The organism is Nanchangia anserum (assembly GCF_015240065.1).
Lineage (GTDB): Bacteria > Actinomycetota > Actinomycetes > Actinomycetales > Actinomycetaceae > Nanchangia > Nanchangia anserum.
This window is the reverse complement of record NZ_CP060506.1, coordinates 667,717-685,918: the sequence shown is the minus strand read 5'-3', so window position 1 is coordinate 685,918 and position 18,202 is coordinate 667,717. Positions and strand designations below refer to the sequence as shown.

The 18,202-nt window shown below is 65.1% G+C and carries 19 protein-coding genes and 2 pseudogenes; 1 reads left to right on the top strand and 20 read right to left on the bottom strand.

Annotated features, from left to right (window positions below):
• Positions 1–5: 5 nt before the first annotated feature.
• From rplT to hisD, 11 genes and pseudogenes are all read right to left on the bottom strand, one after another.
• Complete coding sequence (gene rplT / locus H8R18_RS03170; protein WP_191072327.1) at positions 6–389, bottom strand: 50S ribosomal protein L20; 384 nt, start codon at positions 387–389, stop codon at positions 6–8.
• Between the two features lie 29 nt (positions 390–418).
• A pseudogene (rpmI, locus tag H8R18_RS03165) lies at positions 419–617 on the bottom strand (50S ribosomal protein L35).
• A gap of 76 nt (positions 618–693) precedes the next feature.
• Complete coding sequence (infC, locus tag H8R18_RS03160; RefSeq protein WP_265087407.1) at positions 694–1,308, bottom strand: translation initiation factor IF-3; 615 nt, start codon at positions 1,306–1,308, stop codon at positions 694–696.
• Between the two features lie 221 nt (positions 1,309–1,529).
• A complete protein-coding gene (locus tag H8R18_RS03155; RefSeq protein ID WP_191072329.1) occupies positions 1,530–2,270 on the bottom strand; it encodes an SseB family protein in 741 nt (246 codons plus the stop codon).
• A pseudogene (gene priA / locus H8R18_RS03150) lies at positions 2,267–2,988 on the bottom strand (bifunctional 1-(5-phosphoribosyl)-5-((5-phosphoribosylamino)methylideneamino)imidazole-4-carboxamide isomerase/phosphoribosylanthranilate isomerase PriA). The gene H8R18_RS03155 and the pseudogene priA overlap by 4 nt, the downstream one beginning before the upstream one ends.
• A 23-nt stretch (positions 2,989–3,011) precedes the next feature.
• The gene (hisH, locus tag H8R18_RS03145; protein WP_191072331.1) at positions 3,012–3,629 is read right to left on the bottom strand and encodes an imidazole glycerol phosphate synthase subunit HisH; all 618 of its coding nucleotides are present in this window, start codon (positions 3,627–3,629) and stop codon (positions 3,012–3,014) included.
• On the bottom strand, positions 3,626–4,219 hold the full coding sequence (locus tag H8R18_RS03140; RefSeq protein ID WP_191072332.1) for a hypothetical protein: 594 nt from the start codon (positions 4,217–4,219) through the stop codon (positions 3,626–3,628). The genes hisH and H8R18_RS03140 overlap by 4 nt, the downstream gene beginning before the upstream one ends.
• The gene (hisB, locus tag H8R18_RS03135; protein WP_191072333.1) at positions 4,216–4,815 is read right to left on the bottom strand and encodes an imidazoleglycerol-phosphate dehydratase HisB; all 600 of its coding nucleotides are present in this window, start codon (positions 4,813–4,815) and stop codon (positions 4,216–4,218) included. Before hisB ends, H8R18_RS03140 begins: the two co-directional genes overlap by 4 nt.
• Entirely contained in the window at positions 4,812–5,912 is a 1,101-nt protein-coding gene (locus H8R18_RS03130) for a histidinol-phosphate transaminase (RefSeq protein ID WP_191072334.1), read from the bottom strand. Before H8R18_RS03130 ends, hisB begins: the two co-directional genes overlap by 4 nt.
• Before the next feature lie 37 nt (positions 5,913–5,949).
• A complete protein-coding gene (locus H8R18_RS03125) occupies positions 5,950–7,191 on the bottom strand; it encodes a dicarboxylate/amino acid:cation symporter (protein WP_194189377.1) in 1,242 nt (413 codons plus the stop codon).
• A 24-nt stretch (positions 7,192–7,215) separates the two neighbouring features.
• Positions 7,216–8,523: a histidinol dehydrogenase gene (gene hisD, locus H8R18_RS03120; protein ID WP_191072336.1), complete on the bottom strand. Its 1,308-nt coding sequence runs from the start codon at positions 8,521–8,523 to the stop codon at positions 7,216–7,218.
• Between the two features lie 75 nt (positions 8,524–8,598).
• Between hisD and H8R18_RS03115 the strand changes: the two genes are divergently transcribed.
• The gene (locus tag H8R18_RS03115) at positions 8,599–8,829 is read left to right on the top strand and encodes an RNA-binding S4 domain-containing protein (RefSeq protein WP_191072337.1); all 231 of its coding nucleotides are present in this window, start codon (positions 8,599–8,601) and stop codon (positions 8,827–8,829) included.
• Here the strand turns inward: H8R18_RS03115 and H8R18_RS03110 are convergent.
• The 9 genes from H8R18_RS03110 to ftsZ all read right to left on the bottom strand — a co-directional run bounded on the left by H8R18_RS03110 (position 8,826) and on the right by ftsZ (position 18,177).
• On the bottom strand, positions 8,826–9,263 hold the full coding sequence (locus H8R18_RS03110; protein WP_191072338.1) for a Fur family transcriptional regulator: 438 nt from the start codon (positions 9,261–9,263) through the stop codon (positions 8,826–8,828). The two genes, H8R18_RS03115 and H8R18_RS03110, sit on opposite strands and share 4 nt — an antisense overlap.
• A gap of 49 nt (positions 9,264–9,312) precedes the next feature.
• Positions 9,313–12,864 (bottom strand): DNA polymerase III subunit alpha, encoded by a 3,552-nt coding sequence (gene dnaE, locus H8R18_RS03105; protein ID WP_194189376.1) that lies wholly within the window; start codon positions 12,862–12,864, stop codon positions 9,313–9,315.
• Complete coding sequence (locus H8R18_RS03100; protein ID WP_191072340.1) at positions 12,861–13,802, bottom strand: RluA family pseudouridine synthase; 942 nt, start codon at positions 13,800–13,802, stop codon at positions 12,861–12,863. The genes dnaE and H8R18_RS03100 overlap by 4 nt, the downstream gene beginning before the upstream one ends.
• Positions 13,799–14,314, bottom strand: a complete 516-nt coding sequence (lspA, locus tag H8R18_RS03095) for a signal peptidase II (protein ID WP_191072341.1) — start codon at positions 14,312–14,314, stop codon at positions 13,799–13,801. Before lspA ends, H8R18_RS03100 begins: the two co-directional genes overlap by 4 nt.
• Positions 14,315–14,405: 91 nt before the next feature.
• Complete coding sequence (locus tag H8R18_RS03090) at positions 14,406–15,053, bottom strand: DivIVA domain-containing protein (protein ID WP_338088382.1); 648 nt, start codon at positions 15,051–15,053, stop codon at positions 14,406–14,408.
• Positions 15,054–15,271: 218 nt separating this feature from the next.
• Positions 15,272–15,592, bottom strand: a complete 321-nt coding sequence (locus tag H8R18_RS03085) for a YggT family protein (protein WP_223875413.1) — start codon at positions 15,590–15,592, stop codon at positions 15,272–15,274.
• On the bottom strand, positions 15,585–16,037 hold the full coding sequence (locus H8R18_RS03080) for a cell division protein SepF (protein ID WP_191072343.1): 453 nt from the start codon (positions 16,035–16,037) through the stop codon (positions 15,585–15,587). The genes H8R18_RS03085 and H8R18_RS03080 overlap by 8 nt, the downstream gene beginning before the upstream one ends.
• A 97-nt stretch (positions 16,038–16,134) precedes the next feature.
• The gene (pgeF, locus tag H8R18_RS03075; protein WP_227712862.1) at positions 16,135–16,863 is read right to left on the bottom strand and encodes a peptidoglycan editing factor PgeF; all 729 of its coding nucleotides are present in this window, start codon (positions 16,861–16,863) and stop codon (positions 16,135–16,137) included.
• Between the two features lie 9 nt (positions 16,864–16,872).
• A complete protein-coding gene (gene ftsZ, locus H8R18_RS03070; RefSeq protein ID WP_191072345.1) occupies positions 16,873–18,177 on the bottom strand; it encodes a cell division protein FtsZ in 1,305 nt (434 codons plus the stop codon).
• Positions 18,178–18,202 lie beyond the last annotated feature (25 nt).

Below are 18,202 nucleotides of genomic sequence, written 5' to 3'. Positions count from 1 at the left end.
AAGAACTAGGACGCGGCGGGCGCGTTGACGTCGGCCGGCAGCGCGGCTTTCGCGGCCTTGACCAGCTCGGCGAACGCGTTGGCGTCACGCACAGCCAGGTCGGCAAGCATCCGGCGGTCGATCTCAATACCCGCCAGGCGCAGCCCCTGGATGAAGCGGTTGTACGTCATGCCCTCGGCGCGAGCAGCAGCGTTGATGCGCTGAATCCACAGCTTGCGGAAGTCGTTCTTGCGCTTGCGGCGGTCGTTGAACGCGTACACGCCCGAGTGCGTGACCTGTTCCTTGGCCTTGCGGTACAGCCGCGAGCGCTGTCCGCGGTAGCCCGACGCCTGAGCCAGAACGTCGCGACGCTTCTTCTTGGCGTTAATCGCCCTCTTCACACGTGCCATCTGCTTTTCTCCTTACAGCCTGCGTTTAGCTACTTGCCGAGCAGCTTCTTGGCCTGCTTGACGTCGGCGGGGGCGAGAACCTGGTCCTTCGACAGGCGCCGGGTCACGCGCGAGCTCTTGTGCTCGAGCAGGTGACGCTTGCCCGCGCGCTCGCGCATGATCTTGCCCGAACCGGTGGTGCGTGCGGAAACGCTTCTTGGCACCGGAGTGCGTCTTCATCTTCGGCATTGTTCTATTTCCTCACTCAGCTGGCTCGCGCCAGCACTCTTCCCCGCGACCAGTGGGACACGGGGTGCATCAGTGGTCAGTCCTCGTCTGAGCGCGCCTCGGCCTCGGCGGCACGGCGAGCCTTGCGCTCGTCCTTCAGCTGCTGGCGATTGGGCTTGCGACCCTTCGCCGCCTCGCGATTGCGACGCTGATCCGACTTCGTCTGCTGCTTCTTCTTCGTCGGCGCCAAGACCATCGTCATGTTGCGCCCGTCCTGGCGCGGCATCGACTCGACGGTAGCCAGCTCCGATACGTCGTCAGCCAACCGCTGCAGCAAGCGCACACCCATTTCCGGGCGAGACTGCTCGCGTCCGCGGAACATGATCATGACCTTGACCTTGTCGCCGCCATTGAGGAAGCGCACGACGTGACCCTTCTTGGTCTCAAAGTCATGGTCGTCGATCTTCAGGCGGAACCGAATCTCCTTCAGCTGCGAGTTCGCCTGATTACGACGCGCATTGCGGGCCTTTTGCGCGGCCTCGTACTTGTACTTGCCGTAATCCATGAGCTTCGCAACCGGCGGGCGCGCCTGCGGGGCCACCTCGACGAGGTCAAGGTTGGCTTCGCGAGCCAGCCGAAGAGCGTTCTCGACCTTAACGACACCCACCTGTTCGCCGTCGGGCCCGACGAGACGGACCTCGGGAACACGGATGCGATCGTTGATACGCGGTTCAGCGCTGATGAGATGCTCCTTCTCGAGTTGCGCGCACGAAAAAGCCTCCGTACGCCAGGCGCGCGGAGGCTCTCAATCGGTGTTACCGATGCACTACCCGGATCCGCGTCGGATCCCAGGTGGGAGAAACTCCACTTGCCCATGTCTTGGGGAGAACCACTGAGGTTCTGCCCCAACGGTAGCATCCCGGCGTGGGCCTGTCACGCGCGGGTGTCGCGCGTGTGCTCACCATCACGACGCCCAGCGGCGCGGACGGGAGCTACCTCGATCGTGTCCGTGGCGACGATGAGGCGCTCGAGCGAACCGAGCCGGCGCGTCGCCTCGGTCAGGCGCGCGCGCACGTCCTCGGTTCCCGCCGCTATCGGCACGATGATGCGGTCGCGCGCGAGTTCAGCCGGCTCAAGCCGCACTCCGGAAATCCCGAGATCCGCCAGGGCATCGTCGATAAGGCGCCCCAGCTCGGTATCCGCCCACGCCGGTAGCCACGTGTCGCCTTGCGCCAACGCCGCAACCGCCGGGCGAGGAATCGCCAGGGAGCCGTCGAGGAGGAGCCGAGCCGGACCGGCAACCGCCATGAGGCACGCCCGACGAACGCTGAGAGGTGCCGGGCGCGCTTGCGGGTCGTAGGCCGCCAGCGCGTCGACCGAGCTGAATACCGCCATGGCCTGTCGGGTCGCATCCAGGGCAACAGTCGTCACGCCAGCGTCGTCGAGCGCGGCGGATTCCTCACGGGCCTGCTCCAGGGTGTCGGGACGGGCGTGGGGATAGAGCGGGACGATCACCCGCGCATCGGCCAGCGCCTCGACGACGCCGACGAGCCGCTCGCTCAGTGCGGGACGTGCCAGCGCCTCCAGCAGGCGAGGATCAGCTGCTCCGGTATCGCGCGAGCGCGGTTTCAGCAGACGCTGCGCCAGCTTCTCGCGCTGCGCCTCGGAGATCACCGTCCCTCCCCGACGGCCAGGGCCTCCTCAAGGGTGAAGGCGCCGGCGTACAGGGCTTTACCGACGATCGCACCCTCGACGCCGACGTCAACGAGGTCACGCAGGGCGCGCAAATCGTCCAGCGTCGAGACCCCACCCGAGGCCACCACCGGGGCGGACGTGTGGCCGCACACCTCGCGCAGCAGCTCGACGTTCACGCCGCTCATCGTGCCGTCCTTCGTCACGTCGGTAACGACGTAGCGTTTGCAGCCGCCTGTTCCAGCCGCTCGAGTACCTCGAAGAGGTCGCCCCCCTCGCGGGTCCACCCGCGCGCGGCCAGCGTGTGCCCGCGCACGTCGAGGCCGACGGCGATCCGCTCCCCGTGCTCACCGATGACGCGCGCCGTCCATTCGGGGTCTTCCAGCGCCGCGGTGCCGAGGTTAACTCGCGTAGCTCCGGCGTCGAGCGCACGCGCGAGGCTATCGTCATCGCGGATACCGCCCGACAGCTCCACCCGCATGTCAACCTCGCGAACGATGTCACCGAGCAGCTCGGCGTTCGATCCGCGCCCGAATGCCGCGTCGAGGTCGACGAGGTGGAGCCACGTCGCACCCGCCGCAGCGAAGTCGCGGGCAACCTCCAGCGGGTGGCCGTAGCCGGTCTCAGTTCCGGCCTCGCCCTGTACCAGGCGCACGGCCTGACCGTTGACGACATCGACCGCGGGCAAAATCTCAAGCACAGTGTTCTCCAGGGATAAGGGTCTTACAGGGTATCCAGCCAATTCGCCAGCACCACTCGGCCGGCCTCTCCCGACTTTTCGGGATGGAACTGGGTGGCGCTCACGGCGCCGCATTCGATCGCGGCAACAAAGCGCTCGCCGTGCTCGGCCCACGTGACGACGGCGTCCGGATGAGATGCGGGGACCGCGTGGGCCGCGTAGGAGTGAACGAAGTAGAACAGTTCGCCCTCGACTCCGCGAAACACTCGCGTGCCCTCGCCGGCCTCGATCGGCGACCACCCCATGTGGGGAACGATCGGGGCATGCAGCGCCGAGACGTCGCCGGAAAACACCCCGAGTCCATCGCTCGCGGCTCCCCCCTCAAGACCCTGGCTAAAGAGCACCTGCATGCCGACGCAGATGCCAAACACCGCGGCATCGGCGGCAATTCTCTCGCGAATGAGGTCATCGGCTTGGGTCTCGCGCAGCGCCCGAGCGACGGCGTCGAACGCCCCCACACCGGGGACGACGAGACCGTCGGCGTGCCTGGCGGCATCGCGATCGTCGCTCAAGCGCACGCGCGCGCCGGCCTTCTCCAGTGCTCGGCACGCCGAGCGAACATTTCCCGATCCGTAATCGAGAACAACGACCTGCGGACTCACGCGCGCCCCCTCCTGCGCATGATGCGCCCCAGATGCTTCATCGCCTGCAGTTTGGAGTGAGAACGCGCGTGATCGTGAGTCTCGAGGTCATCGGGGGTGACGCGGCCCAACAGCAAATCCTCGATCTCGGGGGCGCCCGATGACAGCAGCAGGCCGGCGGGCAGCGCGTCGCCGGGTTCTCCGTGTGCGTAGCGCCTGGCCGTGATCTGCCCGGACACGCCCGGCTCGACGTCACCTTCCTCCAGCCACGACACCATGACGACGACCGAGGGCGCGACGATCGCCGAAATCTTGCGCGCCATCGCGTCGACCTCGTCGGGGACGGGACGATCATCGCCCAGCAACGCGTCGAATTCGTCGTACTCGCTCTCGCCCAGACGGAACCACACGAGCGTGCCCGAGCTCGTCGCCATGACCTCCGCATCGATGCCGCCTAGCCCCAGCAGGGCAGCGAGATCGTCGGCCTCACGCACGGGCGTCAGGACGACGGCGACCCCTCCGGGGCGCGCTCGGACCTTTTCCTCGCGGATCAGCTGCTCAAGTTCGGCGTCGAAGTCAATATCGGCGTCCTCGGGTTCCTCGATGCTCACAGCGCCCCCTTCGTCGAGGGAATCCCGCTCACGCGCGGATCGGGCTGGCAGGCCTGCCGCAGTGCGCGCGCCAGAGCCTTGAACTGCGCCTCGACGATGTGGTGAGGGTCGCGACCGCGGATGAGATCGACGTGCAGGCACAAGCCCGAGTTCGCCGCCAGCGATTCAAAAACGTGGCGCGTCATCGATCCCGTGTAGTGGCCGCCGATGAGGTGGAAAACCTGGGCCTCAGGTTCGCCCGTGTGAACGCAGTAGGGACGCCCGGCAACGTCGACGACCGCGCGGGCCAGCGCCTCGTCCAGCGGCACCGTTGCATCGCCAAACCGGGTGATGCCCGACTTGTCGCCCAGCGCCTCTTTCAACGCCCACCCGAGACATATGGCCGTGTCCTCAACACTGTGGTGGACATCGACGTCGATATCGCCGCTGCACCGGATTCGAAGATCGAACAGCGCGTGCTTGCCCAGGGCCGTGAGCATGTGATCGTAGAAGGGAACCCCGGTGTCAATGTCGGTTTTCCCGCTGCCGTCGATCTCGAGATCGAGGCTGATCTGGGACTCCTGGGTTGCGCGCTCCACGTGAGCATGGCGGCTCATCGGTCTACCTCCTCAAGGGCTACTCGAAAGGCCCGGTCGTCGTCGGCCGTGCCGACGCTTACTCTCACGTACCCCTCGGGGCCGACCTCGCGAACGAGAACGCCGCGCTCAAGCAGTTGCTCAAACAGGCGGTGCCGATCGGCAACAGGCCCAAAGAGGCAGAAGTTGGCATCCGATTCGGGGCAGTGAAAGCCCTGCCCGCGCAACCACTGCGCAAGTCGGTCGCGCCGATCACGCAGCTCCCCGACTTGAGCCAGCTGCTCATCGGCGTGACGCAGCGCGGCTCGAGCGGCGACCTGGGTCAATCCGGACAGATGGTAGGGCAGGCGCACGACCATGACGGCGTCGATGATTTCGCGTGCGGCGACGCAGTACCCAAGTCGCAGCCCCGCCATGCCGAAGGCCTTCGACATCGTCCGTGTGACGACGAGGGAGTCGTAGTCGGCCAGTAGCTCCAACGCGCTGGGAGTGCCATCGCGGCGGAACTCGCCATAGGCCTCATCGATGATGACGATGCCGCTGGTCCCGTCCGGTCCGTTGGCCGCCGCGGCCTCGATGATGGCGCGGGCCTGTTCTACCTCCAGCGCGGTCCCCGTTGGATTATTGGGCGAGGCGAGGAAGATGATCGCCGGCGTGTGGCGCTCGATCGCCGCGATCATCGCGTCGATATCGAGGGCAAAATCGTCGCGGCGCGCGACGGTGACAAAGTCCGTGCCGGTATCGCGGGCGTATTCGGGATACATCGAATACGACGGCACCGCCGTCAGCGCACACCGCCCAGCACCACCGAAGGCCTGCAACAGCTGGGTCATGATTTCGTTTGACCCGTTCGCCGCCCACACGCGCTCCCACTCGACCTCAACGCGTGACTCGGCGCGCAGATAGGCGGCGAGATCCTCGCGCAGACCTACGCAATCGCGATCCGCGTACCGGTTGAGCGAGGCCGCGGCCTCACGAACGGCCTCGGTGATGTCGGCGATCATCGCGTCCGAGGGCGGATAGGGATTCTCGTTGACGTTGAGCCGGTGGGCGACGTCCAGCTGCGGGGCGCCGTAGGGCTCGATGCCCGCCAGCTCGGGGCGCAGGGGCAAGCTCATCGATTCCATCACCTTCTACTGTAGGCGCACTCGCCGCCTAGTCGGTGCCCGATAAGATGTCGTCGGCGGCCTCAAGCGAACGCGCCCGCTCCTTGCCCAGGCTGCCGGCCGCCAGCCGATTGACGACGAGCGCGATCGCGCCGTCGCCCGTGACATTGGTCGCCGTGCCCACCGAGTCGATGGCGATGTAAAGGGCAACCATGAGCGAATACATGGGATCGGTGAAGCCGAGCAGCCCGACGAGAACGCCCTGGGCCGCCGTGATCGCACCCCCGGGCACGCCCGGAGCCGCCACCATCGTGATGCCGAGCATGACGATGAACAGCGCATAGGAACCGAGGTCATAGCTGCTGCCCGTCATGAACAGCACCGCCATAGAAAAGGCCGTAATTTTCGTCATCGATCCGGCCAGATGAATAGTCGCGCACAGCGGGATCGTGAATCCCGCGATATCGCGCGAGACGCCGTTGGCCAGCGCGCACTCGTACGTCACGGGAATCGTCGCCGCCGACGAGGAGGTGCCCAACGCCGTGAAGTAGGCGCGCAGCATCCGCCCGAGTGCCCGCACGGGGTTGCATCCCGCGACGAGCCCGGCGAGGACATACTGAATGATGAGCAGCGCGAACGTGAGGATGATCGAGACGACGATGACCTTGACCATCGCGCTGATGACCTGGGCAATCTCGCCGGTGTAGGCCATGTTGAGGAACGACCCGAAGATGTAGAGCGGCAAACACGGCACAATCGCGCGCTTGATGACCATGATGATGTCGCGGAATTCGTCGAAGCCCCGACGAATGATGCGGGGATTGAGCGCGGCGATCGCGATACCCAACACGAAGGACAGCACGAGCGCCGACATGACGGAAAACATCGGTGGAATCTCGAAATTGTCGCCAAGTACGGAGGCGACAGCCGAGGTCGGCTCGGTCAATTCACTGACCTTCTCATTCGCCAACAGCGATGGGAACACGGCTCGGCACACCCCATAGGTGGCGAATCCGGCAAACAGGGTCGATCCGTAGGCGATGCCGACGGTGATGAGCAGCCACTTGCCGGCACCGGCTCCGAGGTCCGCGAGCGCCGGTGCGACGAGGCCGACGATGATGAGGGGAACGCAGAAGCTGAGGAATTCACCGAATACCGCGTTGAACGTCGCGAAGGGGACGATGGCCCACGCCGGCAGAACGAGGCCGAGAAGGGAACCCGCGATGATCGCGATGATGACCCAAAACAACAGGGTCCGCATGAGTGGGGGCAGCGTGCGAATGACAGACATGGGGAGTCTTTCTCGTAGGGACGGCTAGGCGCGGGCGCGCGCGGCTTCACCGTGTGCTGGCAGGTCTTCGCTCTCGGCGAGAGCACCCAGGTGAGGCGTGAGCTCGGCCAGCGCCTCGGCGGTGTAGTGAATCTGCTGGACAGGTTTGATAAACGCCATGACGTTGAGGCCGGCGGCGTAGCGCGCGGTGCCCGACGTGGGCAAGACGTGGTTCGACCCGGCAACGTAGTCGCCGAGCGGAACCGGCGAGTACGGACCCACGAAGATCGCCCCGGCGTTGTGGATGCGCGCGGCATCCGCCTCGGCGTTTGCCGTGTGAATCTCGAGGTGTTCGGCGGCGTAGGCGTTCGCGACGTCGATCGCCTGGTCGATGTCACTGACCAGGAGAATTCCCGATTGGGGTCCCCCCAACGCCGTGCGACACCGATCGCTGTGGCGCGTGGCGGCGACGATCGCCTCGAGCTCGGTGTCGACTTCGCGCGCGAGTTCCTCGCTATCCGTGATGAGGACGGAGGCCGCGGCAGGATCGTGTTCGGCTTGCGAGGCCAGGTCGGCGGCGACAAAACGAGCATGTGCCGAGTCGTCGGCAATGATGGCGATCTCGGTCGTGCCGGCTTCGGCGTCGATGCCGCACACCGAGCGGGCGACGCGCTTGGCCGCGGCGACGTAGATGTTGCCCGGCCCGGTGATGACGTCGACGGGTGCAATGGGGGCCTCGCCGTCGTCAATGCCCCAGGCGAGCATGGCGATCGCCTGAGCACCGCCAACCGCGTAGACCTCGTCGACACCCAGCAGGGCGCAGGCGGCGGCAATCGTCGGGTGAATATTGCCGTCGAAGTGGCGTTGCGGCGGTGTGACGAGCGCGGTCTCGGCGACGCCGGCAACCTGCGCGGCGACGACATTCATGACGACGCTCGAGGGATAAACAGCCAGACCGCCAGGCACGTAAAGCCCGACGCGGCGCACGGGAATCCACCGCTGGCGCACGATACCGCCGGGAACAATTTCGGTAGCAACTTCGCGTGGCATCTGGGCGCGGTGACCGGCACGATTATGCGCAATCGCGATCTCCAGCCCGGTCCGCACCGCCGGGTCGAGCTCGTCCAAACACCGATTGAGGTAGTCGGGCGAGACGCGCAGCTCCTCGGGGGCCGACCCGTCGAAGCGACGTGACCACTCGGCAATCGCCTCGCGCCCGCGCGAACGCACGTCCTCCATGATCGGGGTGACGACGTCGATGGCAGCATCCAGATCGACGCGCGCACGCGGCAGCAGCGCATTGAGCTCGGCGGGACTGGGCGAGAGATCACGCAAATCGGTGACGGAAAGCATAGGCACATGCTAGGGGATCTCGATGGCCCCTCCCCTGCCCCGTCCGCGCGGCGGGACGCGAGTAGGATTCGACACATGAGCGAGATCCTCACCCTGCCCGTGCGCTGCCCGATCAAACTGGGCCAACTCCTCAAGTTGTCCGGACTCGTCGAAGACGGTGCCGAGGCGGGCGTGGCCATCGCCTCGGGCGACGTGAGCGTCGACGGTGAGGTCGTCACCCAGCGCGGGCGCAGTCTTCACGCCGGACAGCACGTGACGCTTGCCCTGCCGACCGGCGATGTCGTTATCGCCGTGCGCGACGCCTAGGCGCCGCGAGCGCACTGCTCGCGCGCGCACTCCGGGCAGCGGCCCCAGTAGATCACCTCGGCGACGTCCACGTCCCACCCCGGCTCGAGGTTCATGGGCTCCAGGCAGGGCGCGCTGCCAACAGCGCAGGCGATGTCCCCCATGCGACCGCAGTCGCGGCAAACGACGTGGTGATGGTTGTCGCCGTGGTTGAGTTCGTAGCGCGCCCGCGATCCGGCCGGAGCGATGCGTCGCAAAACGCCGCGCGCCGTCAGCGTGTTGACGGCATCGTAGATGGCTTGTCCCGAGATCGATCCCAGTTCCGCATTCACGCCCGAGCGGATCTCGTCGGCATCGCAGTGGCCGCCCCGATCGATGACGTCCAATACGGCGATGCGCGCCGCGGTCACACGCAGACCGGCGCCGCGCAGCATCTCGGTATAGGGTCCAGCCATACGCCTCATTATGGTGGCCTTACTTGAGTCATTCAAGTGTAGGCGCGCCTCACGCCTCTAGGCAGTTTCGTCCGAGCAGGGCCTTGAGCTCGGAATACAGGCTCGCCTCGCTGTTCACCCGCAGCGCATCATCGAGTTGCACCGTCGTCACGCTCGACGACGAAACGAGACGCATGCGCACGACCGATCCCCCGGGGTGGTTGCGCAGGATCTCGCCGAGGTCTTCGGCCACCTGTCGGGTGCATCGCTCCGCGCGCATCGTGACGACCAGCGGCCCATCCGAGCCCATCGCGACGTTCGGCACCGTGAGCTCCTGGGCGACGAGCGAGGCCGATCCCTCGTCGGTGTACTTCACTCGCCCGACGACCGAGACGATGGCGTCGTCGGTTAGGTAGGTGGCAAAGGTCTCGTACTGGGTGGGGAAGAACGTCGCCTCGATCGACCCCGACAGGTCCTCGAGCGTGATGATCGCCATCGGAGATCCCGATTTCTTCGTCACCTTGCGCTCAATACCTGCGATGAGCCCGCACAGGCGCACGCGCGCACCCTCGGGAACCGCTCCCCCATCGGTGATGATGTCGGCAACCTCGTGGTCGCTGTTGCGATTGAGGACGTATTGCAGGCCGTTGAGCGGGTGGTCCGACACGTACAGGCCGAGCATCTGGCGCTCAAAATCGAGCTTGTCCTTTTTGTCCCACTCGGGCATCTCGGGAATCTCGAGGGTGAACACATCCGCCGGTCCCTCATCGAGGGCGCCAAACAGATCAAACTGACCGATCTCCTCGTTGCGCTTGAGACCGACCATCGACGACACCGCTTCCTCGTGACGGGCATGAAGGGCTCGACGCGTCATTCCCAGAGAGTCAAAGACTCCGGCCTTGATGAGGGACTCGACGGTGCGGCGGTTGCAGACCGCCTGCGGCACCTTTTGCAGGAAGTCGGTAAACGACGTGAAGTCGCCCTTTTCCTGGCGGGTCGCGATGATGGCGTCGACGACATTTGCCCCGACGTTGCGGATAGCCGAGAACCCGAATCGGATCGAATGACCGACCGGCGAGAAGTTGGCCTGCGACAAATTGATGTCGGGAACGAGGACATCGATGTCCATGCGCCGGCACTCGCGCAGGTACATCGCCAGCTTGTCGCGGTTATTTCCCGTCGAGGTGAGCAGGGCGGCCATGTATTCGGCCGGGTAGTTCGCTTTGAGGTAGGCCGTCCAATAGGACACGAGGCCGTAAGCCGCCGAGTGCGACTTGTTGAAGGCGTAGGACGAGAACGGGACGAGGATTTCCCACAGAGTCGTGATCGCCTCTTCGGGATAGTTGCGCTCGAGCATGCCCGCCTTGAACGTGGCGAACTGCTTGTCCATCTCGGCCTTTTTCTTCTTGCCCATCGCGCGACGCAACAGGTCGGCTTCGCCGAGGGAATACCCGGCGAGTTTCTGGGCAATCGCCATGACCTGCTCTTGGTAGACGATGAGGCCATACGTTTCCGACAGGATCTCGTTGAGGGGTTCTTCCAGCGTCGGGTGAATCGGCGTGATCTGCTGGCGACCGTTCTTGCGCAGCGCGTAATTCGTGTGGGACTGGGCCCCCATCGGTCCGGGTCGATACAGCGCGCCCACGGCCGAAATGTCGTTAAAGTGCGTCGGCTTCATCAACCGCAGCAAGGAGCGCATGCCCGAGCTATCGAGGTGGAACACCCCCAGCGTTTCACCGCTGGAGAGGAGATCGAAGGTCGCCTGGTCATCCAGCGGCACCGATTCCAGGTCGACGGCCGGCTTATTGTTGGCGACGATGTTGTCCTGAGCATCCGAGAGAACCGTGAGGTTACGCAACCCCAGGAAGTCCATCTTCAGCAGGCCGAGCGTCTCACACGTGGGGTAATCGAACTGGGTGATGACGGCACCGTCTTTGACGCGCCTCATCATGGGGATGATGTCGGTGAGCGTGTGCGAGGACATGATGACGGCGCACGCGTGGACGCCCCACTGGCGAGTCAGACCCTCAAGCTCGCGCGCGAGATTAACCACGGGCCCCAGCTCGGCCTCGTTCTCGGCGTAGTAGCGGCGGAATTCCTCGGCCTCGGAATAGCGCGGATCCGACGGGGTGAACATCCCCGACACGCTCATGTCCTTGCCCATGATCGCCTTGGGCATCTTCTTCGTCAGCTGCTCGCCCACCGAATAGGGCTTCGACAAGATACGCGCAGAGTCCTTGAGCGCCTGCTTCGCCTTGATCTTGCCGTAGGTGACGACCTGGGAAACCTTATCCGCGCCGTAGCGTTCGGTCACATAGTCGATGACCTCGTCGCGGCGGCGTTCGTCGAAGTCGACGTCGAAGTCGGGCATTGAGACGCGCTCGGGGTTGAGGAACCGCTCGAACATGAGACCGTATTTGAGCGGGTTGAGTTCGGTGATTCCCATCGCGTAGGCAACCATCGATCCCGCACCCGAGCCACGCCCCGGTCCCACGCGAATGCCCTGATCCTTCGCCCAGTTGATGTAGTCGGCGACGACGAGGAAGTAGCCCGGGAACTGCATGCGCTCGATGACGTCGCACTCGTATTCGGCCTGGCGTCGCTCGGCTTCGGGGACGCCATCGGGGAAACGTTTGTTGAGGCCGCGTTCGACTTCCTTGATGAACCACGATGTCTCGTCCTCGCCCTCGGGCACGGGGAATTGAGGCATGTAGGATGCACCGTCGGCGACGGTGTGGAACTCGACCTCGCACTGCTCGGCCACGCGCAGCGTATTCATGCACGCTTCGGGCAGGTCGGCAAACAGCCGATGCATCTCGTCGCCGGGACGCAGGTAGTAGCCGGTGCCGTCGAACGTAAAGCGATCGGGATCGGACAGACGCGACCCCGAGTTGATGCACAGCAAGGCGTCCTGGGTCGGCTGGTCCGCCTCGGTGACGTAGTGCGAATCGTTTGTTGCCAGCAGCGGGGCGCCCAGGTGCTTGGCCAGGTCCAACAGCTCGGTGCGCACGCGCCGTTCGATGTCGAGTCCGTGGTCCATGAGCTCGACGTAAAAATAGTCCTTGCCAAAGATGTCTTGCAGCTCCTCGGCACACCGACGTGCCTCGTCGAACTGGCCGAGCCGCATGCGCGTTTGCACTTCGCCAGACGGGCACCCCGTCGTGCCGATGAGGCCGTTGCCGTAGCGTTCGAGCAGGTCGCGGTCAGCGCGCGGCCACTTGTTCATCTGCCCGTCGAGACTGGCCTGCGACCCCAACCGAAAGAGGTTATGCATCCCCTGGGTCGTGCGTGCCAACAGCGTCATGTGGGTGTACGCACCGCGAGCCGACACATCGTCGGAGGCCTGAGACTCATCACCCCACCTCACGCGCGTCTCCTTGTCGAAACGGGAGGTACCGGGCGTGACGTAGGCCTCGAGGCCGATGATCGGCTTGATCTCGGCGGCCTTGGCAGCCGCGTAAAACTCATAGGCACCAAACAGGTAGCCGTGATCGGTAATCGCGAGCGCCCGCTGCCCGAGGCGCTTGGCCTCGGCGACGAGCTTGCCGATCTGAGCCGCCCCATCCAGCATCGAATAGTCGGTGTGAACGTGGAGGTGGACGAAGTCGGACGAGGCGCTCATGGCTCGATCCTAGGCCCGCGCGACACGCTGGCGCGTGCCGCCGTCAGCGCCGACGAGAGGTCGGACGTGTAGGGAGCCTCGATGTCGACGCGCTGGCGCGTGAGCGGATGGTCGAACGTGAGGTTCCTCGCATGAAGCCATTGCCGCGTCATGCCCACGCTGGCAGCCAATACGGGATCGGCACCGTAGGTCGAATCGCCGACGATGGGATGACCGATCGCCTGCATGTGGACGCGAATCTGGTGGGTGCGCCCTGTCTCCAGCTCGACTTCCAGCAGCGTCGCCCCGGGCAACACCTCGAGCGTGCGATAGTGCGTGAGCGCGGGTTTGCCGCCGTAGACGACCCCCATCTTGAAATCGCGTGAGGGATGACGCCCGATCGGAGCATCGATGCTGCCCTCGGTGGGATCGGGATAGCCCTGGACGAGCGCGTGATAGATCTTGCCGACGCGGCGGTAGCGGAAGTCGTTCTTGAGTTTCGCATACGCCAGCTCCGTCTTCGCCACGACCATCGCCCCCGTCGTCGCCGCATCGAGGCGATGAACGATACCCGTGCGCTCGGGGGGACCCGAGGTCGAGACGCGGTGCCCAGCGGCAAGCAAGGCGCCGATGACGGTTGGCCCCGACCACCCCGGCCCCGTGTGGGCAGCCATGCCCACGGGCTTGTTGACGACGACGAGCTCGTCATCCTCGTAGAGGATGTCAAGATCGGCCGGAGTGCGCAGATCTGGTTCTGTCTCATCGGGCAGATCGACCTCGAGGACGTCGCCGACGCGAAGCTTGTGCGCTTTCGTGCACGTCGCCCCGTTAACGCGGGCCTCGCCGCTCCTCACGAGCACACCGGCCTGGGAACGAGAAATGCCAAATAGTCGCGACAGGCCGACGTCGACGCGCTCGTCGTGGAGCGAGTCATCCACCTCGGCCCACTGCGTCGTCATTGGCGCGCCTCCACACGCCGACGCCGGGGGCTGCCCAGCGGAACGCCGGCGAGCGTGAGACCGACCACGCCTATTACCGCGGCAACGATGGCGATATCAGCGACGTTGCCGATAAACAGGCCTCCGTAATTGAGGAAATCGACGACATGGCCGCTACCGAAGGCCGGCGGTTGGATCAGCCGATCGATGAGGTTCCCCATCGCTCCGCCGACCAGCAGCCCGAGCACCGTCAGCCACCAGCGATGCTCGACGTGCGGCGCAATGTAGGCGACCGCCGCGATGACGACGCAGGCGACCACGGTAAACACCCACGTCGACGACGACGCGAACGAAAACGCCGCCCCGGGGTTACGGACGAGCTGCAGCGAGAGCAGTGAGCCGAGGAGCGGATAGGCCTCGTTTGGCTCCAACCGAGCCACGGCCAGAGCCTTCGTCACCTGATCGATAAGCAGGGTCGGGATGGTGACGGCCCCATAAAAATACGCAAAAGAGCGCCAGTTGATGGGTCGCATCGCTCCACCCCCTCCCTCGGACTCACCGTCGACTGCTATGCACACCGAAGGCGCGCATGCCACTCACATACGCGCCTTGGTGATGATCGTTTTAGTTGCCAGCGCCGGCGTCGACGTTTTGAATCAGCGACTCCAGGTGCGAGCGCAGCTGCGTACGGTACTCGCGCTCGAACTGCTTGAGATCGTCAACCTTCGACTGGAGGCTGCCACGCTCAGTCTCGAGCTTGTCGAGGACGCGGGCGGCCTCGTCGTTGGCCTCACGAATGATCTGCTCGCCCTGGGCGCGGGCCTCACCGACGATCCGGTTACCCTCTTGCTCGCCGTCACGGACGTATTCGTCATGAACGCGCTGGGCCATAGCGAGCATCGAGGACGCCTCTTCGGTCGATCCCGTCGAGGTGGGGGCGGGCGCCTGCTGCACCGCGCGACGGGCCTCGTCGAGCTCGGCCTGAAGCTGCTGCTTCTCCGCCTCGAGCTGAGCGATGCGCTCGTTCGCCGCGTCGTACTCAGCACGGAGCTGACCGTGGGCCTCATCGCCGCCGTCGACAACCGGGGCGGGCTGGGTCGCGGCGGGCAGCGGCTCGCCGGTGCCAACGCGCTCCTCAAGCGACTGGATGGTGAAGACGACCTGGTCGAGGAACTCGTCCACCTCGTCCTGGTCGTAGCCCTCGCGGAACTTCGTCGGCGTGAACGTCTTGTAGTGGACGTCATCGGCGCTCAGCAGCGGCATGTCACTCATCTCAAGTTCTTCCTGTCACTAGTGCCGCGGGCGTACCCGCGACTGCGGTTGGCATCCGTTGACCAGACACTGCCTCTCATCGTAGTCCGCGTCCACGTCACACGCAGCCGTACCACCATGAGGCGACCTGGTCGATCCCTTCCAGTCTACCCGATCATCACGTGAGCACCACCCTTCCCGTGCGCCACAACTGTCACTTATGTCGCACGGTGGCCAACTCACATGAGCAGGTAAGCGAGATACCAGATCACCCGACGCAGGATCATCAGACCAAAAAACAGGACGATAAATCCGACATCAAGCGAGACTGATCCCAAACGCGCCGGCGGAATGACACGCCGCAACGCCCGCAGGGGCGGATCCGTCAGCGCGTAGACGATGTTGGCAATAACGAGCAGCACTCCGGGAGGACGCATCTGGGGGACGAAAAAGCGAATCCACTCCAACACAGCGCGCACGAGAAGAATGAGCAGGTAGATCGAGATGATCCACGAGCACACCTGTGCCGCAAGCAGCACGATACCGTGGGGATTAATCAAAGAAACCTCGCGTCGAGTCATCCTTGACCGCGCTCACGGCAACGGTCTCGGGCGAGAGCAAAAACACCCGGTGCGTCACACGTTCGAGCTTACCGCGCAGGCCGTAGACCAGTCCTGCGGCGAAGTCGATGAGGCGGCGAGCATCACCCTCCTTCATACCCGTGACATTGAGGATGACGGGAACGCCCTCGCGAAAGGCATCACCGAGGCGGGTGGCATCGGTATCGAAGTTCGTCGTCTTAATCGTGACGATCCGGTGAACGTCACTACCCGATGAGACGACCTGCGGCGCGGGGAAAGGAGTCACATCACTGCCGGTGTCGCGATCGCTGTCGTCGAAGTCGTAGTCATAGTCGTCGACGTAGTCATGCGCATCTTCGTCGGCGCCCATTTTCGGCTCGGACAACCCCATGAAGTCCATCGCCTTGTGAACTACTCCGACCATCGGTGTCCCCCTCAATCAGTCGTGTATGGCTTAGACGTTTACGCTATCGGGTTTCGCGCCCGTCACCGCCGAGCCGGCGCGGCGTGTTGCCCACGCGTTAAGACATGATGAGACCGGCAAAGCGTCCCGTCGGGTGATAGCGGCGATGCGAATACAGCTCCCCCGATTCGTACGTGCACCGCTTCGAAATAAACGACACGGCGATGCCCTCCTCGCGCAGCTGCGCCTGGGCCGCCCCCCGCAGATCTAGCGCGGGGGTACCGAGTCGAGTCGTCGCCCAGGCCTCGGGAAGAGACTGCGTGACGTGGGCGCGCATGTCCTCGCCCACCTCGTAGCAGTGCGCGCAGATCGACGGCCCGATTGCCGCATGAAGCGTGTCCCCGCCCGCGCCCGCACGCTTGAGGACGCGAGCGGTCTCGGCGATGACGCGGCGGACAATGCCGGCGCGCCCGGCATGGATCGCCGCCACATATCGACCGCTCGCCGAGGCGATCAACACGGGAACACAATCAGCCACCATGACGGCGAGTGCCGGCACGTTAAGCCCTAACCGACGGAATTCCTCGGCATCGCATACGAGCGCGTCGCAGGTGGGCGTTACGTGGGTGTGCCCCGGGCGAACGACCTCGACGCGCGCCGAATGAACCTGATTCATCCACACGACGTCGCGCTCGATAGCGCGCGCGACGATGCGGCGATTACGTGCAACCGCCGCATCGTCGTCGCCGACGTGAAATCCGAGGTTGAGGGTGTCGTAGGGCGGCAACGACACCCCGCCCTTGCGATTGGTGAAGACCGCTTGCCCGGCTCCGCCGATGGCAAACACGCGCGGCGATCAGCGAAGGAAGTCGGGAATGTCGAGGTCGTCCTCGTCGGTGTCGTCGAAGACGCGCGGCACCTGCAGGTTCGACGTCGACGGCGCGGCGTCGTCGGCCGAGACGTAGAGCGGCACCTCGTGGGTGCGCGGCGGCAGCGACGTGCTGATGGCCGGCGCGGGTTCCTCGGCGATGATCGAGGCACGGTGCGACGGACGCGGCGCCTGAATCGAGGCGCGGTGCGAGGCCGTGCGCGGAGCAGCCTGCTCGTCCAGCGGGGGCAGCTCACCGGGACGACGCGACGTCGTCGGCATCGCGGGAATCGCGGCGGCCTGGCTCGAGTGGTTCGTCGTCTCGACGGGGACCTCGGGCTGTTCATCCACCGGGTCGAAGCCGGCGGCGATGACGGTGACGCGAACCTCGTCGCCGAGGGCCTCGTCGATGTCCTGACCGAAGATGATGTTCGCTTCCTCGTGCGCCGATTCCTTGACGAGCTCGGCGGCCTCGCGCATTTCCTGCAGCGAGACGTTCGAGCCGCCCTGGAAGAAGATCAGGGCGCCGTGGGCGCCGTCGATCTTCGCCTCGAGCAGCGGCGAGGAGATGGCCGCGTCGGTCGCCGCGATGCAGCGGCCCTCGCCGGTGGCCGTACCGATGCCCATGAGCGCGGTGCCCGCGCCCTTCATGATCGACTTGACGTCGGCGAAGTCGACGTTGATGAGGGCGTTCTTCGTGATGACGTCGGTGACGCCCTGCACGCCCGCGCGCAGCACGTCGTCGGCAGCGCGGAAGGCCTCCATCACCGAGATGTTGGCATCCGAGATCTCGAGCAGCCGATCGTTAGGAATGACGATGAGCGCGTCCACCTCGTCTCCCAGCGCCTGGATACCGGACTCGGCCTGCTTCGAGCGACGCGTCCCCTCAAAACCGAACGGGCGTGTGACGACGCCGACGGTCAATGCCCCTTGCTGACGGGCGATACGCGCCACGACCGGGGCGGCCCCCGTTCCCGTGCCGCCGCCCTCGCCGGCGGTCACGAAGACCATGTCGGCATCGCGAAGGATCTCTTCGATGTCCTCCACGTGGCTCTCGGCGGCTTTCTGGCCCACCGACGGGTCGGCGCCAGCGCCGAGACCGCGGGTCTCCTCGCGACCGATGTCAAGCTTGACGTCGGCCTCGGACGCGAGCAGCGCCTGGGCATCGGTGTTGATGGCAATGAACTCGACACCCTTGAGGCCGGCTTCGATCATCCGGTTGACGGCGTTACCGCCCCCGCCGCCGACACCGACAACCTTTAGCACCGCCAAGTAGTTTTCGGGGATAGCCATCTTTTCTCCTTCATCATTCCTTGAG

What these genes read in the sequence shown, in the direction of transcription:
- rplT (WP_191072327.1), bottom strand. Translation starts at nt 389, where the DNA reads ATGGCACGTGTGAAGAGGGCGATTAACGCCAAGAAGAAGCGTCGCGAC.
- hisB (WP_191072333.1), bottom strand. Translation starts at nt 4,815, where the DNA reads ATGAGCCGCCATGCTCACGTGGAGCGCGCAACCCAGGAGTCCCAGATC.
- H8R18_RS03130 (WP_191072334.1), bottom strand. Translation starts at nt 5,912, where the DNA reads ATGAGCTTGCCCCTGCGCCCCGAGCTGGCGGGCATCGAGCCCTACGGC.
- H8R18_RS03125 (WP_194189377.1), bottom strand. Translation starts at nt 7,191, where the DNA reads ATGTCTGTCATTCGCACGCTGCCCCCACTCATGCGGACCCTGTTGTTT.
- hisD (WP_191072336.1), bottom strand. Translation starts at nt 8,523, where the DNA reads ATGCTTTCCGTCACCGATTTGCGTGATCTCTCGCCCAGTCCCGCCGAG.
- H8R18_RS03115 (WP_191072337.1), top strand. Translation starts at nt 8,599, where the DNA reads ATGAGCGAGATCCTCACCCTGCCCGTGCGCTGCCCGATCAAACTGGGC.
- H8R18_RS03110 (WP_191072338.1), bottom strand. Translation starts at nt 9,263, where the DNA reads ATGGCTGGACCCTATACCGAGATGCTGCGCGGCGCCGGTCTGCGTGTG.
- dnaE (WP_194189376.1), bottom strand. Translation starts at nt 12,864, where the DNA reads ATGAGCGCCTCGTCCGACTTCGTCCACCTCCACGTTCACACCGACTAT.
- H8R18_RS03100 (WP_191072340.1), bottom strand. Translation starts at nt 13,802, where the DNA reads ATGACGACGCAGTGGGCCGAGGTGGATGACTCGCTCCACGACGAGCGC.
- lspA (WP_191072341.1), bottom strand. Translation starts at nt 14,314, where the DNA reads ATGCGACCCATCAACTGGCGCTCTTTTGCGTATTTTTATGGGGCCGTC.
- H8R18_RS03090 (WP_338088382.1), bottom strand. Translation starts at nt 15,053, where the DNA reads ATGAGTGACATGCCGCTGCTGAGCGCCGATGACGTCCACTACAAGACG.
- H8R18_RS03080 (WP_191072343.1), bottom strand. Translation starts at nt 16,037, where the DNA reads ATGGTCGGAGTAGTTCACAAGGCGATGGACTTCATGGGGTTGTCCGAG.
- ftsZ (WP_191072345.1), bottom strand. Translation starts at nt 18,177, where the DNA reads ATGGCTATCCCCGAAAACTACTTGGCGGTGCTAAAGGTTGTCGGTGTC.